This is a genomic window from Kitasatospora sp. NPDC001225 (assembly GCF_053597855.1).
This window is the reverse complement of the sequence record NZ_JBSFJC010000073.1, coordinates 1-18,005: the sequence shown is the minus strand read 5'-3', so window position 1 is coordinate 18,005 and position 18,005 is coordinate 1. Positions and strand designations below refer to the sequence as shown.

The following is an 18,005-nucleotide window of genomic DNA, read 5'->3' as shown; positions in this document are numbered from 1 at the left end:
GTCGCCCGCGGCCGGGCCGACGCCCGGCAGCTCGGGGTCCAGCGCCGTGCGCAGCTGCTTGGCGAGGGCGGCGGGGGTCGGGTAGTCGAAGATCAGCGTGCTGCTCAGGCGCAGACCGGTGGCGTCGGTGAGCAGCTTGCGCAGCTCGACCGCGGTCAGGGAGTCGAAGCCCTGCTCGAGGAAGCCGCACTCGGGGTCGAGGCCGCTGAGCGGGGCCTCGCCGAGCACCCCGGCGACGCACTCCTCGACCAGCTCCAGCAGCAGCTCGTCGCGCTCCGGCTCGGTGAGTCCGGCGAGCCGCTCCCGCAGCCCGGCGGACCGGTCCGGCCGCTCACCGGCGCCCGGCGCGTCGGGGTCCCGCGCGTCGGCCGGCCGCGGCGCGGGGGCGTCCGTCCTGGCGGCGCGCCGCCAGGCGGCGAGCAGCGGCAGCGCGGCCCGCAGTTCGGACGGGAGGTCCCCGCCGTCGCCCTCCAGCCGCAGGACGGCGGCCAGCGAGGCCTCGTCCTGCTGCTCGACGGCCGCCCAGAAGGAGGCGTCCAGCGGGTCGGCCGTCCCGGCCGCGGCCTTCGGCTGGACGACGTCCAGCCAGTACCGCCCGCGCTGGAAGGCGTAGGTCGGCAGGTCGACCCTGTGGCCGTCCGCGTGGAACGCCGTCCAGTCCACCGGCACGCCGCGCAGGTGCAGCGCGGCCAGCGCGGACGCCAGGGCGAACTCCTCGGAGCGGTCCCGGCGTTGCGCGGCGACCAGGGCCGCCCGGCCGCCGGCCGCCGTGCCGTCCAGGAACTCCTGGCCCATGGCGGTGAGCACACCGTCGGGGCCGAGCTCCAGGAAGGTGGTGACGCCCTTCGCCCGGAGCGTCTCCACGGCGTCGTGGAAGCGGACGGTGTGGCGGGCGTGGCGGATCCAGTAGTCGGGGTCGGTGAGTTGCTCGGTGGTGGCGGGTCGGCCGGTGAGGGTGGAGACGATCGGGATGGCGGGGGCGTGGTAGGTGAGGTGGGCGAGGACGTTGCGGAACTCGTCGAGCATCGGTTCCATGAGCGGGGAGTGGAAGGCGTGGCTGACGCGCAGTTCGCGGGCCTTGTCGAACTGTGCGGCGACGGCGCGGACTTCGGTGGCGTCACCGGCGATGACCAGGGAGCGGGGGCCGTTGACGGCGGCGATCGAGACCCGCTCGGTGAGCAGCGGCAGGACCTCGTCCTCGGTGGCCCGGAGCGCCACCATGGCGCCGCCGGTGGGGAGGTGGTCCATCAGACGGGCACGGGCGGTGATGAGCCGGGCGGCGTCCGGCAGGGACAGCACGCCGGCCACGTGGAAGGCCGCGACCTCTCCGATCGAGTGCCCGGCCAGGAAGTGCGGGCGCACGCCCCAGGATTCGACCAGGCGGTAGAGGGCGACCTCGACGGCGAACAGGGCGGGCTGGGTCCAGCCCGTACGGTCCAGCGGTTCGCCGCCCTCGGCGATCACCTCGCGCAGCGGGCGCTCCAGGTGGCGGTCCAGCTCGGCGCAGACCTCGTCGAACGCCGCCGCGAACGCCGGGTACGCCGCGTACAACTCACGCCCCATGCCTGCGCGTTGGGCACCCTGGCCGGTGAACAGGAAGGCCGTCCGGCCGGAGGCCGCCACCGCCCTCAGCACCCCGGGCGCCTGCGGCGTCCCGGCGGCCAGGGCCCGCAGCCCGGCCAGCAGGCCGTCCCGGTCCGCGGCGACCACGGCACCCCGGTGCGGGAACTGCGAGCGCGTGGTGGCCAGGGAGAGCCCGAGGTCGGCCGGGTGCAGCTCCGGCCGCTCCTCGACCAGCTCCAGCAGTCGCCCGGCCTGGCCGCGCAGCGCCTCCTCGGACCGGCCGGAGAGCACCAACGGCCGTACGGCCGAGCCCTCGTGGCTCCGCTCGGGGGCCGTCGGCGCCGGGTCGCCCTGCTCCAGGACGAGGTGGGCGTTGGTGCCGCTGATGCCGAAGGAGGAGACGCCGGCCCGGCGCGGGCGGCCGGTCTCCGGCCAGTCCCGCGTCGCGGTGGCCAGCTCGACCGCTCCGGCCGTCCAGTCCACGTGCGGCGAGGGCTCGTCGACGTGCAGGGTGCCCGGCAGGACGCCGTTGCGCATCGCGAGCACCGTCTTGATCACCCCGGCGACGCCCGCCGCGGCCTGGGTGTGGCCGAGGTTGGACTTCACCGAGCCGAGCAGCAGCGGCCGTTCGCGGTCCTGGCCGTAGGTGGCCAGCAGTGCCTGGGCCTCGATCGGGTCGCCCAGCTTCGTGCCCGTGCCGTGCGCCTCCACCACGTCGACCTCGCCCGCGGCGAGACCGGCGGCGGCCAGCGCCTGGCGGATCACCCGCTCCTGCGCGGTGCCGTTCGGGGCGGTGAGCCCGTTGGAGGCGCCGTCCTGGTTGACGGCGCTGCCGCGCAGCACCGCCAGCACGGGGTGCCCGTTGCGGCGGGCGTCCGACAGCCGCTCGACCAGCAGCATGCCGATGCCCTCGGAGAACCCGGTGCCGTCGGCGCCGGCCGCGAAGGCCTTGCAGCGGCCGTCCTCGGCGAGGCCGCGCTGGCGGGCGAACTCGATCAGCAGCTTCGGCGTGGACATCACGGTCACGCCGCCGGCCAGCGCCAGGTCGCACTCGCCGCGCCGCAGGGCGGCCGCCGCGAAGTGCAGCGCCACCAGCGAGGAGGAGCAGGCGGTGTCCACGGTGACGGCCGGGCCCTCCAGGCCCAGCGCGTACGCCACCCGGCCGGTGGCCACGCTGGCCGCGCTGCCGTTGCCGAGGTAGCCGTCGACCTCCTCGGGCACGTCCTGAACCCAGGTCGCGTAGTCGTGGTAGACCATGCCCGCGTACACGCCGGTCCGGCTGCCGCGCAGGCCGAGCGGGTCGATCCCGGCCCGCTCGAAGGCCTCCCAGGAGGTCTCCAGCAGCAGGCGCTGCTGCGGGTCCATCGCCAGCGCCTCACGGCGGTTGATCCCGAAGAACGCCGGGTCGAACCCGGCCACGTCGGTCAGGAAGCCGCCGGTCCGGGTGTAGGTGCGGCCCGGGGTGCCCGGCTCGGGGTGGTAGATGCCCTCCAGGTCCCAGCCGCGGTCGGCCGGGAACTCCGAGAGCACCGAACCGCCCTCGGCGAGCACCTCCCACAGCGCCTCCGGGGTGGCGATCCCCCCGGGGAAGCGGCAGCTCATCGCGACGATCGCGATCGGCTCGTCGGGGTCGGCCGTGACCGCCACCGCCGCCGGGGCCGGGGCGGAGTCGTCCGCGTCCGCGCCGAGCAGCTCCTCGACCAGGTGCGCGGCGAGCGCGCGCGGCGTCGGGTGGTTGAACACCAGGGTCGCCGGAAGGCGCAGCCCGGTCGCGGAGTTGAGCCGGTTGCGCAGCTCCACCGCGGTCAGCGAGTCGAAGCCCAGCTCCTTGAGCGCCTTCTCCTCCTCCACGGCGTCGCCCGAGTCGTGCCCGAGCACCGCGGCGACGTGGCCGCGGACCAGGTCCAGCACGGTCCGCCGGCGGTCCTCGCCGGAGAGCCCGGCCAGGCGCCCGGCCAGACCGCCCGCCGGAGCGGCGTCCGGGGCACCGGCCGTGCGCCGGCCCGGGCCACCGGAGGCCAGGCCGCGCAGCAGCGCGGGGACGGTGGCCGCCCGGCCGCGCAGGTGGGCCCGGTCCAGCTGGATCGGCACCAGCACCGCCTCGCCCGAGGCCACGGCCGCGTCGAACAGGGCCAGTCCGGTCTCGGCGCTCATCGGCACCGCGCCGCCCCGCACGATCCGCTCCAGGTCGGCGTCGACGAGGCGCCCGGCCATGCCGGACCGCTCCTGCCACAGGCCCCAGGCCATCGAGACGGCCGGCCGGCCCTGGGCGCGGCGGCGCTGCGCCAGGGCGTCCAGGAAGCAGTTGGCAGCGGCGTAGTTGGCCTGCCCGGGGTTGCCGAGCACACCGGCCGCGGCCGAGAAGAGGACGAACCCGCCGACGTCGCCCGCCAGTTCGTGCAGGTTGAGCGCGCCGGTGACCTTGGGTGCGAGCACCCGGTCGAACTGCTCGGGGGAGAGGGAGAGGACGGTTCCGTCGTCCACCACGCCCGCGGTGTGCACCACGGCGGTGAGCGGGCGCTCGGCGGGGACGGCGGCGAGCAGCTCGGCGAGCTGCCGGCGGTCGGCGACGTCGCAGGCGGCCAGGGTGACCTCGGCGCCCGCCGCGCGCAGCTCGGCGAGGAGTTCGGCGGCGCCCTCGGCCGCCGGGCCGCGCCGGCTGGTCAGCAGCAGGTGCCGGGCGCCGTGGGCGGCGACCAGGTGGCGGGCGGTCAGCTCGCCCAGGCCGCCGATCGCGCCGGTGACCAGGACGGTCCCGGAGACGTCCAGCGGGACCTGCGCACCAGCACCCGCCTTCCCGGTGGCGGTCGGCGCCTTGGCCAGGCGCGGGGCGAGCAGGGCGCCCCGCCGGACGGCCAGCTGCGGCTCGGTGTCCACCGGCAGTGCGGCCAGCGGCAGTTCACCGCCGTCGTGGTCGACCAGGACCAGCCGGTCCGGGTTCTCCGACTGCGCGGAGCGGACCAGGCCCCACACGGCGGCCAGGACCGGATCGGGCGCACCCTCCCCGGTGGCGACCGCGCCGCGGGTCAGCACGGCCAGCCGGGCCTCGGCGAACCGCGGGTCCACCAGCCACTCCTGGACGAGGCGCAGCACCCGTACGGTCGTCGCGCCGACCGCGGCGGCCAGCTCGTCCGTCGCCTCGGACCCCTGGTGCGGGGCGAGTTCCACCGCGACCACGTCGGGCACGGCCGCGCCGGCGTCCACCGCTGAGCCCAGCTCGGCCAGGGCGGCCAGGCAGTCCGTGCTGCCGGCGCCGTCCGTGCGGTCGGTGCCGTCCGTGCGGTCGGCGCGGTCGGCGCTGTCGGTGCGGTCGGTGCCGAGGAGCGTCCAGGAGCGGGCGGCCGGGTCGCCGGCCGGCACCGGCAGCCACTCGATCCGCAGCAGCGACTCGCGCACGGCCCGGTCGGCGGTGCGCAGCCGCTCGGCGGAGACGGGCCGCAGCAGCAGCGAGTCCACCGAGGCGACGGGCGCGCCGCCGAGGTCCGCGACGGTCAGCGACAGGGTCTCCGGAGCCGTCCGGGCCAGCCGGACGCGCAGCGCGGTCGCGCCGCTCGCGTGCAGCCGGATCCCGCCCCAGGAGAAGGCGAGCCTGCCCTGCTCGGCGTCCGGCACCAGGCCCATCGCGTGCAGGGCGGCGTCCAGCAGCGCCGGGTGCAGCCCGTAGCGGGCGGCCGCGGCCTGCTCGGTGGCGGGCAGGGCGACCTCGGCGTAGACCTGGTCGCCGTGCTGCCAGGCGGCTCGCAGGCCCTGGAAGGCCGGGCCGTAGTCCACCCCGGCGTCGGCGAGCCGCTGGTAGGCGTCGGTGACGTCCAGCGGGGTCGCGCCGGCCGGCGGCCAGGCGGTGAGGTCCGCGGCGGACTCGTCGGCTGCCGTGTCGGCCGCCGCGTCGGTGGTCGCGTCGGTGGCCGCGGAGAGCGTGCCCGAGGCGTGCCGGGTCCACGGCTCGTCCTCGGCGGCGTCGGCCGGGCGGGAGTCGATCCGCAGCGGACGGAGGCCGTCCTGCTCCGCGCCGACCAGGACCTGGAGCCGGACCCCGCCGCGCTCGGGCAGGACCAGCGGGGCTTCCAGGGTGAGTTCGTCGAGGCGGCCGTAGCCGACCTCGTCGCCGGCCCGGACGGCCAGCTCCAGGAACGCCGTTCCGGGCAGCAGGGTCGCGCCCATCACGGTGTGGTCGGCCAGCCACGGCGTGCTGTGCCGGGAGAGCAGCCCGGTCAGCAGGTGGCCGTGGCCGTCCGCGAGCGGCACGGCCGCGCCGAGCAGGGGGTGCTCGGGGGCGGTGAGGCCCGCCGTGGTGACGGCGGCCGCACCGGCCACGGTGTCCAGCCAGTAGCGGTTGCGCTGGAAGGGGTAGGTGGGGAGGTCGGTGCGGTGGCCGGCGGTGAGGAGCGGGGTGAAGTCGGCGGGGGCGCCGTGGACGTGGGCTTCGGCGAGGGAGGTGAGGAAGCGGCGGGTGCCGCCGTGGTCGCGGCGCAGGGTGCCGAGGGTGTGGGCGGTGGTGTGGTGGAGGGTGTCCTGGATGGCGCCGGTGAGGACGGGGTGGGGGCTGACCTCGATGAAGAGGTCGTGGCCCTGTTCGGCCAACTGGCGGGTGGCGTCGGCGAGTCGGACGGTCTGGCGGAGGTTGCGGTACCAGTAGGCGGCGTCCATCGTCGTGGTGTCCAGCCAGCGGCTGTCGACGGTGGACCAGAACGGGATGTCGGCGCCGTGCGGGGTGACGGGGGCGAGCAGGTCGAGCAACTCGGTCTGCAGGGCCTCGACATGGGCCGAGTGCGAGGCGTAGTCCACGGTGACCCGGCGGGCACGGATGCCGTCCGCCGTGAAGCGCTCGACGAGTTCGTCGAGGGCGTCGGCGTCTCCGGCGACGACCGCCGAGGAGGGGCCGTTGACGGCGGCGACGGAGATCCGGTTCTGCCAGGGGGTGAGGTCGATGTCCTCGGCCGGGAGGGCGACGGAGACCATGCCGCCGTTTCCGGCGATGGCGGTGATGGCCTGGGAGCGCAGGGCGACGACCCGGGCGCCGTCCCGGAGGGTGAGGGCGCCGGCGACGGTGGCGGCGGCGATCTCGCCCTGGGAGTGGCCGATGACGGCGTCGGGCTGGACGCCGTGGGCCTGCCAGAGCGCGGCGAGGGAGACCATGACGGCCCAGAGGGCGGGCTGGACGACGTCGACCCGGTCGTAGCCGGGGGCGCCCTCGGCGCCGCGCAGGACGTCGATCAGGTTCCAGTCGGTGAACTCGGCGAGGGCGTCGGCGCATTCGGTGATCCGCGCGGCGAACACCGGCTCGGTGTCGAGGAGTTCGACGGCCATCCCGACCCACTGTGAGCCCTGGCCGGGGAACACGAACACCGTGCGTCCGGTGGTGGAGGCGGTGCCCTCGACCACGGCGGCGCTCTCGGTGCCCTCGGAGAGCGCCCGGAGGCCTTCGGTCAGCTCGGTGCGGTCCGAACCGAGCACCACCGCACGGTGGTTGAACAGCGAGCGGGTCGTCGCGAGCGAGTGGGCGAGGTCGATCGGGGCGGCCTCGGACTCCTGGAGCAGCGCGGCCTGGGCGCGCAGGGCGTCCGCCGACTTCGCGGACAGCAGCAGCGGCAGCACGCCGTGCGCGGCGGGCTCGCCGGCCGGGGCCTCCGGGGAGGGCTGTTCGAGGATGACGTGGGCGTTGGTGCCGCTGACGCCGAAGGAGGAGACGCCGGCCCGGCGCGGACGGCCGGTCTCCGGCCACTCCCGCTCCTCGGTCAGCAGCTCCACCGCGCCCGCCGACCAGTCGACGTGCGGCGTCGGCTCGTCCACGTGCAGGGTCCGGGGCAGCACCCCGTGCCGCATCGCCAGCACCATCTTGATGATGCCCGCCGCGCCCGCCGCGCTCTGGGTGTGGCCGAGGTTGGACTTCACCGAGCCGAGCTGGAGCGGCAGTTCGCGGTCCTGGCCGTAGGCGGCGAGGAGGGCGTTGGCCTCGATCGGGTCGCCGAGCCGGGTGCCGGTGCCGTGCGCCTCCACGGCGTCCACGTCGGCGGCGGTGAGACCGGCGGTGGCCAGAGCCTGGCGGATGACGCGTTCCTGGGCGGGGCCGTTGGGGGCGGTGAGCCCGTTGGAGGCGCCGTCCTGGTTGATCGCGGTGGCCCGGACGACCGCCAGCACCGGGTGCCCGTTGCGGCGGGCGTCCGACAGTCGCTCGACCAGCAGCACGCCCACGCCCTCGGCCATGCCGAAGCCGTCGGCGGCCGCCGCGAAGGCCTTGCAGCGCCCGTCCTCGGCGAGGCCGCGCTGGCGGCTGAACGCCACCAGCCCCTCGGGGGTGGCCATCACGGCGGCACCGGCCGCGAGCGCCATCGAGCACTCGCCGGCGCGCAGCGCCTGGACGGCGAGGTGGAGCGCCACCAGGGAGGAGGAGCAGGCGGTGTCGATGGTCACGGCCGGCCCTTCCAGGCCGAGCGCGTAGGAGATCCGGCCGGAGACCACGCTGGCCGCGTTGCCGGTGACCAGGTAGCCCTCGTTGCCGGGCGGGGCGGCGGCCAGCAGGGTGCCGTAGTCCTGGCCGTGGGTGCCGACGAACACGCCGACCTGCCCGCCCCGGACGGACACCGGGTCGACGCCGGCCCGCTCGAAGGCCTCCCAGGAGGTCTCCAGCAGCAGCCGCTGCTGCGGGTCCATGGCGTGCGCCTCGCGCGGGCTGATCCCGAAGAACGCCGCGTCGAACTCGGCGACGTCGTACAGGAATCCGCCCTCGCGGGTGTACGAGGTGCCGACCCGGTCGGGGTCGGGGTCGTAGAGCCCGTCGAGGTCCCAGCCGCGGTCGGTCGGCAGGGCGCCGACCGCGTCGCGCCCGGCGAGGACCAGCTCCCACAGGTCCTCCGGGGTGCGCACCCCGCCCGGGAAGCGGCAGCCCATGCCGACGATCGCGATCGGGTCGTCGTCCCGGGCCGCCGCGGTGGTGGCAGCGGCCGGTGCGGCGGCGGGGAGCCGGTCGCCGAGCACCTGCTCGCGCAGGTGGCCGGCCAGGGCCTTCGGGGTCGGGTAGTTGAAGATCAGCGTGGCGGGCAGGCGCAGGCCCGTCGAGCCGTGCAGGCGGTTGCGGAGCTCGACCGCGGTGAGGGAGTCGAAGCCCAGCTCCTTGAAGGTCCGTTCGGGGTCCACCGCCGTGCCGGCCGGGTACCCGAGCACCGTGCCGGCGGTGGCGCGGACGAGGTCCAGCAGCTCCCGGTCGCACTCGGGCCCGGTCAGCCCGGCCAGCCGCTGGGCGAGGGCCGAGCCGCCGGCCCGGTCGGTCGGCCGCCGACGGCCCGAGCGGGTGCGGACCAGGCCGCGCAGCAGCGGGTGGACGGTGTCGGACTGGGCGCGCACGGCGGCCAGGTCGAGCCGGATCGGCATCAGCGCCGGTTCACCGGCCGCGCGGGCGGCGTCCAGCAGGGCGAGCCCCTCCTCGGCGGAGAGCGCCGCGGTGCCGACGCCGGCCATCCGGCGCAGGTCGGTGCCGGTGAGCCGGCCGCCCATGCCGTTGCGCTCCGCCCACAGGCCCCAGGCCAGCGAGACGGCCGGGCGGCCCTCGGCTCGCAGGTGCCGGGCGTAGGCGTCGAGGAAGGCGTTGGCGGCGGCGTAGTTGGCCTGCCCGCCGGCGCCGAACACGGCGGCGGCGGAGGAGTAGAGCACGAAGGCGGCCAGGTCCGCGTCGCGGGTGAGCTCGGCCAGGTTGAGCGCGCCGGAGAGCTTGGGCGCGAGCACCCGGTCGAACTGCCCGTCGGTGAGCGTCTCGATCACGCCGTCGTCGACGATCCCGGCGGTGTGCACCACGGCGGTGAGCGGGTGCTCGGCGGGGATGCCGGCCAGCAGCTCGGCGAGGGCGGAGCGGTCGGCGACGTCGCAGGCGGCCAGGGTGACCTCGGCGCCCGTCGCGCGCAGCTCGGCGAGGAGTTCGGCGGCGCCCTCGGCGGCCTCGCCGCGGCGGCTGGTCAGCAGCAGGTGCCGGACGCCGTGGGCGGCGACCAGGTGGCGGGCGGCGAGCACGCCGAGGCCGCCGGTGGCCCCGGTGACCAGGGCCGTCCCGTTCGGGTCGAGCGCCGGGGCGCCCTGCTCGGCGGGCCGGACCCGGGTGAGCCGCGCGGCCCGTACCGAGCCGTCGTGCAGCAGCAGTTGCGGCTCGTCGCCGGCCAGGGCGGCGGGCAGGGCGCGGTAGGAGGCGTCCTGCCCGTCCAGGTCGACCAGGACGATCCGGTCCGGGTGCTCGGACTGCGCCGAGCGGACCAGGCCCCAGAGCGGGGCGGTCACCAGGTCCGGCAGGCCGTCGCCCGGGCCGTCCCCGGCCACCGCGCCCCGGGTCAGCACGACCAGGCGGCTCTCGGCGAAGCGCTCCTCGGCGAGCCACTGCTGGAGCAGGCCCAGCAGCGCGTGGGTGGCCGCCCGCACGGCGGGGACCAACTCCGGTGCGGCGCCCGGTGCGAGGGGCAGCAGGACGGTGTCGGGGGCGGCGCCGTCGGCGGCGGCGAGGGCGGCCAGGTCGGGGTACGCGTCCACCGTGCTGCCCGCCGCGGTGAGCCCGGCGGCCAGGCCGAGGGCGTCCTCGCCGACCAGGGCGTAGCGGCCGGTGACCGGGGCGGCCCCGGGCAGGTCCGTCCAGTCGACGCGGAACAGCGAGTCGCCGTCGGGCCCGGCGTGGACCGCGCGCAGCTGGTCGGAGGAGACCGGCCGGACGGCCAGGCCCTCCACCGAGACCACCGGCACGCCGTGCTCGTCGGAGGCCTCCAGGGCGACCGAGTCCAGACCGGCCGGGGAGAGCCGGACCCGCAGGGCGGTCGCGCCGGCGGCGTGCAGCGAGACCCCGCTCCAGGCGAACGCCAGATGGCCCTCGGCGGACTCCTCGCGGTGCCGGACGGCGCCGAGGTCCATGGCGTGCAGGGCGGCGTCCAGCAGCGCGGGGTGCAGCCCGTAGCGGGCCGACCGGTCGGCGACCTCCTCGCTCAGCACGACCTCGCTGAACACCTCCTCGCCGCGCCGCCAGGCCGCGCGGACCCCCTGGAACGCCGGTCCGTACCCGGCGGGCAGCCGCTCGTACAGGTCCTCGACCGGCAGCGGTTCGGCGCCGGCCGGCGGCCACTGGGTGAGGTCCGCGGGGGCGGCGGGAGCGGCGGGGGAGAGGGTGCCCGCGGCGTGCCGGGTCCACGGCCGGGAGGCCGCGGCGTCCTGCGGCCGCGAGTGCAGGCCGACCGGCCGGGCGCCGGTGGCGTCGGCCTCGCCGACCACCACCTGGACCTGGACGGCGCCCTGCTCGGGCAGCACCAGCGGGGCTTCCAGGGTGAGTTCGTCGAGGCGGCCGCAGCCGACCTCGTCGCCGGCCCGGACGGCCAGGTCCACCATGGCGGTCCCGGGCAGCAGGGTGGTGCCCATGACGGTGTGGTCGGCCAGCCACGGGTGGGTGGTGCGCGAGATCAGGCCGGTCAGCAGGTGGCCGTGCCCGTCGGCGAGCGGGACGGCCGCGCCGAGCATCGGGTGGTCGGCCGCGGCCAGACCGACGGCGGTCACGTCCGAGGCGCCGGGGGCCGCCTCCAGCCAGTAGCGGTTGCGCTGGAAGGGGTAGGTGGGGAGGTCGGCGCGGTGGCCGTCGGTGAGGAGCGGGGTGAAGTCGGCGGGGGCGCCGTGGACGTGGGCTTCGGCGAGGGAGGTGAGGAAGCGGCGGGTGCCGCCGTGGTCGCGGCGCAGGGTGCCGAGGGTGTGGGCGGTGGTGTGGTGGAGGGTGTCCTGGATGGCGCCGGTGAGGACGGGGTGGGGGCTGACCTCGATGAAGAGGTCGTGGCCCTGGTCGGCCAACTGGCGGGTGGCGTCGGCGAGTCGGACGGTCTGGCGGAGGTTGCGGTACCAGTAGGCGGCGTCCATCGTCGTGGTGTCCAGCCAGCGGCTGTCGACGGTGGACCAGAACGGGATGTCGGCGCCGCGCGGGGTGACGGGGGCGAGCAGGTCGAGCAACTCGGCTTGCAGGGCCTCGACATGGGCCGAGTGCGAGGCGTAGTCGACGTTGATCCGGCGGGCCTGGGTGCCGTCGTCGGCGCACCGCCGCAGCAGCTCGTCCAGGGCGTCGGCGTCCCCGGCGACGACGGCGGAGGAGGGGCCGTTGACGGCCGCGACGGAGACGCGGTCGGCCCACGGCGCGATGGTGGCGAGCGCGTCCTCGGCGGACTGGGAGAGCGACACCATGCCGCCGTTTCCGGCGATGGCGGTGATGGCCTGGGAGCGCAGGGCGACGACGCGTGCGCCGTCCTGGAGGGAGAGCGCGCCGGCGACGGTGGCGGCGGCGATCTCGCCCTGGGAGTGGCCGATGACGGCGTCGGGCTGGACGCCGTGGGCCTGCCAGAGGGCGGCGAGGGAGACCATGACGGCCCAGAGGGCGGGCTGGACGACGTCGACCCGGTCGTAGCCGGGGGCGCCCTCGGCGCCGCGCAGGACGTCGATCAGGTTCCAGTCGGTGAACTCGGCCAGGGCGTCGGCGCATTCGGTGATCCGCTCGGCGAACACCGGCTCGGTGTCGAGGAGTTCGACGGCCATCCCGACCCACTGCGAACCCTGCCCGGGGAACACGAAGACGGTCCCGCCGGTGGCGTCCGCCGTACCGGTCAGCACGGTGGCGCTCTCGGTGCCCTCGGCGAGCGCCCGGAGGCCTTCGGTCAGCTCGGTGCGGTCCGAACCCAGCACCACCGCACGGTGGTTGAACAGTGAGCGGGTCGTCGCCAGCGAGTGGGCGAGGTCAAGCGGGGCGGCCTCGGAGTCCTGGAGCAGCGCGGCCTGGGCGCGCAGGGCGTCCGCCGACTTCGCGGACAGCAGCAGCGGCAGCACGCCGTGCGCGGCGGGCTCGCCCGCCGGGACTTCTTCCGCGTCCGGCTGTTCGATGATGACGTGGGCGTTGGTGCCGCTGACGCCGAAGGAGGAGACGCCGGCCCGGCGGGGACGGCCGGTCTCCGGCCACTCCCGGTCCTCGGTCAGCAGCTCCACCGCGCCCGCCGTCCAGTCCACGTGCGGCGTCGGCGCGTCCACGTGCAGGGTCCGCGGCAGCACCCCGTGCCGCATCGCCAGCACCATCTTGATGATGCCGCCGACCCCGGCGGCCGCCTGGGCGTGCCCGATGTTCGACTTCAACGAGCCGAGCAGCAGCGGAAGTTCACGGTCCTGGCCGTAGGTGGCGAGGAGGGCGTTGGCCTCGATCGGGTCGCCCAGCCGGGTGCCGGTGCCGTGCGCCTCCACCGCGTCGACCTCGGCCGGGGCCAGGCCCGCGGCGGCCAGCGCCTCGCGGATCACCCGCTCCTGCGCCGGGCCGCTCGGGGCGGTCAGCCCGTTGGACGCGCCGTCCTGGTTCACGGCCGTGCCGCGGACCAGGGCCAGCACCGGGTGCCCGTTGCGGCGGGCGTCCGACAGCCGCTCGACCAGCAGCACACCCGCACCCTCGGCCCAGCCGGTGCCGTCGGCGGAGGCGGCGAAGGACTTGCAGCGCCCGTCCTCGGCGAGGCCGCGCTGCCGGCTGAACTCGACGAACACCTCGGGCGTCGCCATCAGCGCCACGCCGCCCGCCAGGGCCAGGTCGCACTCCCCGCGCCGCAGGGCCGCGACCGCCAGGTGCAGGGCCACCAGGGAGGAGGAGCAGGCGGTGTCCACGGTGATCGCCGGGCCCTCGAAGCCGAAGGTGTACGACACCCGGCCGGAGGCGACGCTGCCCGCAGTGCCGGTGCCGAGGTACCCCTCCACCTCCTCGGGCACCCGGGGCAGCCGGCTGGCGTAGTCGTGGAACATCACTCCGGTGAACACGCCGGTCCGGCTGCCGCGCAGGGCCTCCGGGTCGATCCCGGCCCGTTCCATGGCCTCCCAGGAGGTCTCCAGCAGCAGCCGCTGCTGCGGGTCCATGGCGAGGGCCTCGCGCGGGCTGATGCCGAAGAAGTCCGGGTCGAAGTCGGCGCTGTCGTAGAGGAATCCGCCCTCCCGGACCGAGGAGCTGCCGACCGAGCCGGGGGCGCCGCCGAACAGGGCGTCGGTGTCCCAGCCACGGTCCGTCGGGAACTCCGAGACGGCGTCCCGGCCCTCGGCGACCAGCTGCCACAGGGCCTCGGGGGTGATCGCCCCGCCCGGGTAGCGGCAGCTCATCGCGACGATCGCGATCGGGTCCTCGTCCGCCGCCACCGCCGGACGGGCGGGGGCGGCCGGGGCCGGTGCCTCGTCGAGGAGTTCGGCGAGCAGGAAGCCGGCCAGCCGGGCCGGGGTGGGGTGGTCGAAGACCACGGTCGCCGGGAGGCGCAGGCCGAGCGCGGTCCGCAGCCGGTTGCGCAGCCGGACGGCCGAGGCGGAGTCCACCCCGAGGTCCTTGAAGGCCCGCTCGGGCGCGATCGTCCGCGGCAGGCCCCGGCCGAGCACGCCGGCCGCCTCGGCCCGCACCAGGCCGAGCAGCGTCTGCCGGGCCTCCGCCCGGGGCAGCGCGCGCAGCCGGGCGGCGAACACGGTGTCCGCCGCGCCGTCGGCGGCGGCCGGGTCGCGGAAGAGGACGCCGGTGGTGTCCCGGGTGGCGACCACGGGGGTGTCGGCGCCGCCCAGCGCGGAGTCCAGCAGCGCGCCCAGCTCGGCGTCGGACACGGCGCCCGGGTCGGTGGTGTCCCAGGCCAGCGACACGGTGTGCCGGCCGGTGGCGCGGCGGTGCTGGGCCAGCGCGTCCAGGAACGCGGCGCAGCCGCCGTGGTCGCCGTCGTCCGCGCCCCGCAGGGCACCGGTGGAGGAGACCAGCAGGAAGGCCGTCAGGTCGAGCCCGGCGGTGAGCTCGTGCAGGGCCACCGCGCCGTCGACGCCGGTCCGCACCCAGCGGTCGGCCTGCCCGCCGGCGGCCAGCCCGGGGGAGCCGGCCGCGTGCACCACCGCGGTGAGCGGGTGCTCGGCCGGGACGCCCGCGAGCAGCTCGGCGACGGACGCGCGGTCGGCGGCGTCGCAGGCGGCCAGGGTGACCTCCGCGCCGGACTCGCTCAACTCCACGGCCAGCGCGGCCGAGTCGGGGGTGGTGGAGGCCAGCACCAGGTGCCGGACGCCGTGCTCGGCGACCAGCCGCCGGGCGATCGCGGCCGCGGCCGTCCCGCCGGCGCCGGTGACCAGCACGGTGCCGTCGAGGCGGCGGCCGGACGCGGCGGCGGTGACCGGCACCAGGCGGGGCGCCCGCAGCACCCCGCCGCGGACGGCGAACTGCGGCTCGCCGGTGGCCAGGGCGGCCGGCAGGGCGGCCACGGAGGCGGCCTCGCCGTCCAGGTCGGCCACGGTGAAGCGGCCGGGGTGCGCGGTCTGCGCGGCGCGCAGCAGCCCCCAGAGCGGAGCCTGCGCCAGCCCCGGGACCTCCTCGCCCGGGTGCACGGCCAGCGCGCCCCGGGTCAGCACCACCAGGCGGGTCTCCCGCAGCCGGTCGTCGGCGAGCCAGCGGGTCAGCAGCTCGGCGGCCTCGCGGGCGGTCCGCCGGGCCGCGTCCGCGACCGGCTCCGCGCCGGCGGCGGGCCAGGGCAGGTAGACGACCTCGGGCGCACCGGCCGCGGTGAGCTCCGCCAGGTCGGCGTAGCGGTCGACCGCCAGGCCGTCCGGTCCGTCCAGTCCGTCCGGTCCGTTCAGCCGGGCGGCTCCGTCCGACGGGCTCCCCAGCAGCGCGGCGCGCAGCGGCTCCACGGGCCCGGCGGGCAGCGGCACCCAGTCCATCCGGTACAGCGACTCCTGCCGGACGCCCCGGGCGCCGAGCAGGGTGCCGGGCTGGTCGAACAGCCGGTGCCGGGTGACCTTGCCCGAGGCGGTGCGCGGCACGGCGGCGATCGCCCGGACCTCCTGCGGCACCTTGAACCAGGACAGCTGCTCGGCGCAGGCGGCGAAGACCAGCTCGGCGTCGACGCCCTCCGGCGCGGTGACCACGAACGCGACCGGCACCTCGCCGAGCACCTCGTCCGGCCGGCCCGCCACGGCGACGTCCAGCACACCGGGCACCGTGCGGACGACGTCCTCGATCTCGCCCGGGTGGATGTTCTCCCCGCCCCGGATGATCAGCTCCTTGCGCCGCCCGCTGATCGTCAGCTGGCCGCCGGCCGCCCGGACCGCCAGGTCGCCGGTCCGGTACCAACCGTCCCGCAGCGCCTCGGCGGTGGCCTCCGGCCGGTTGTGGTAGCCCTGCATCAGGCTCGGCCCGCGCACCCACACCTCGCCCTCCGTCCCGGGGTCGGTGTCGATCCCGGTCTCCGGGTCGACCACCCGCACCTCCAGGCCGGGGACCGGCAGGCCGCACGAACCGGAGACCCGCTCGGCGCCCGGCGCCTCGGTCGCGATCGCGCCGCAGGTCTCGGTGGAGCCGTAGCTGTTGAGCAGCGGGATGCCGAACGCGTCCTCGAAGTCCCGGGCCAGCGAGGCCGAGGTGACCGCGCCGGTCGACAGGCAGACCCGCAGCCGCGGCATGTCCAGCCGGCCGGCGTCGGCCTCCCGCAGCAGGTGGTGGTAGAGGGCGGGCACCCCGGCGAGGAAGGTGTACGCGTCGCCGCGCAGCTCGGCCAGCACCTCGTCCGCGGAGAAGCCCGGCATGATGTGCGCGGTCGCGCCGGTCGCGGTGACGCCGACCACGCAGACGATGTGCGCCAGGCTGTGGAACAGCGGCAGCGGCCAGAGCACCAGGTCGTCGCGGGAGAGCCCGAGCAGCGGCGCGTAGCAGGACGCCACCGACCACAGGCAGCTGCGCTGGGTCGACAGCACGCCCTTGGGAGCGCCGGTGGAGCCCGAGGTGTAGAGCATGAAGGCGGTCTCGTCCAGGCCGAGGTCGTCGCGCGGCGGCACGGGGGGCTCGACGGTGGCCAGCGCCTCGAACGACGGCAGGTCCCGCGCCGCCTGCGGCCCCTGCGGCCTCTGCGGCGCCTGCGCCGTCGGACCGGAGACGACCACCAGCAGCCCGGGCCGGTCGGCCCGCAGCCGCAGCACCTGGTCCAGGTGGCGGGTGTCGGTGACGACCACGGCGGCGCCGCTGTCGTCCAGGATGTGGGCCAGCTCCTCGTCGCTGGAGTGCGGGTTGACCGGGACGGCGACACCGGCGGCCCGGACGGCGGCCAGGTAGGCCTCCACCACCTCGACGCCGGCGTCCAGGTGGATCGCCACCCGCCCGCCGCGGCCCAGGCCCAGGGCCGCCAGGTGGCCGGCCAGCCGTCCGGTCCGGAGCTCCAGCTCGGCGTAGCCCACGGACCGGCGGCCGTCCCGGAAGGCCGGCTTGTCGCGCAGCGACGCGGCCTGGGAGCGCAGCAGTTCGGGCAGCGGCCTGATCAGCTCGGTACGCGGCATGTCAACGGCTCCTTGGGCACGCGGAAACAGCACGGGAGGCTGGGGGCTCCCGGAGAACAGAGAGGGGTGACGCATCATTCGGTATCCCGTGGCAGTCTCGTCCAGCCGTCCGCGGGGGCCGCACCCCTACGGTTCCCCTACGGGCCCTTGTCCCGGCCGGCTCCGCCGCGGGAGAAGGGGGGTGGTGGTGAGGGGTTGTCCGGCCGTCCGGCCTGCACCAGGCTCGGAGTGGGGAGGACCCGCCGGCGGGGCGAGGACCCCGTCCAGAAGGGACCACCGGAACACCATGACGCTCACCGACGGCGCGGCCGACAGCTGGATCCGCCGCTTCCACCCGGCCCCGGACGCCCGCGTCCGCCTGGTCTGCCTGCCCCACGCGGGAGGGTCGGCGAGCTACTGGTACCCGATGTCCGCCGCCACGGCGGCCGGGATCGAGGTCCTCGCGGTCCAGTACCCGGGGCGGCAGGACCGGCGCCACGAACCCTGCGTCGAGACCGTCGAGGCGCTGGCCGAGCAGGTCACCGAGGCGCTGCTGCCCCACCGCGACCTGCCGCTCGCCCTGTTCGGCCACAGCATGGGCGCGGTCGTCGGCTTCGAGGTCGCCCGGCGCCTGGAGGACCTCGGCACCCCGCCGGTCGCCCTGTTCGCCTCCGGCCGCCGCGCACCCTCCCGGCACCGGGACGAGGACGTCCACCTCCGGGGCGTCGACGGCATCGTCGCGGAACTCCGCAAGCTGGACGGCACCGACCCGCGGGCCCTGCAGGACCCGGAGCTGCTGCGGATGATCCTCCCCGCGGTCCGCGCCGACTACAAGGCCGTCGAGACCTACCGCTACCGGCCGGGGCCGCCGCTCTCCTGCCCGGTCGACGCCCTGGTCGGCGACAGCGACGAGAAGGCGACCGTCGACGAGGCCGGGTCCTGGCGCGACCACACCACCGGCGGCTCCGCCCTGCACGTCTTCCCCGGCGGCCACTTCTACCTGGCCCACCACCAGGGCGAGATCGTCCGCATCGTCACCGACCGCCTGCTGCCGCCGGTCTCCTGAACCCGGCGGGCCGCGGCGCGGCCGGCCCCGGCCGGGCTGCGCCGCCGACCGGCCTCCGCTCGCGGCCTGACCGGTCGGTCAATACGCGCTGGTGGGACGG

1 protein-coding gene and 1 pseudogene are annotated in these 18,005 nt (G+C 76.7%); one reads left to right on the top strand and one right to left on the bottom strand.

Features of this window, described 5'->3' with window-relative positions; genetic code table 11:
* Positions 1 to 50 precede the first annotated feature (50 nt).
* Positions 51 to 16,860 (bottom strand): annotated as a pseudogene (locus tag ACWDCZ_RS23965) (SDR family NAD(P)-dependent oxidoreductase); the annotation flags it as partial.
* Positions 16,861 to 17,146: 286 nt separating this feature from the next.
* Here ACWDCZ_RS23965 and ACWDCZ_RS23960 point away from each other — a divergent pair.
* Complete coding sequence (locus ACWDCZ_RS23960; RefSeq protein WP_049660158.1) at positions 17,147 to 17,905, top strand: thioesterase II family protein; 759 nt, start codon at positions 17,147 to 17,149, stop codon at positions 17,903 to 17,905.
* The last annotated feature ends 100 nt before the right edge of the window (positions 17,906 to 18,005 follow it).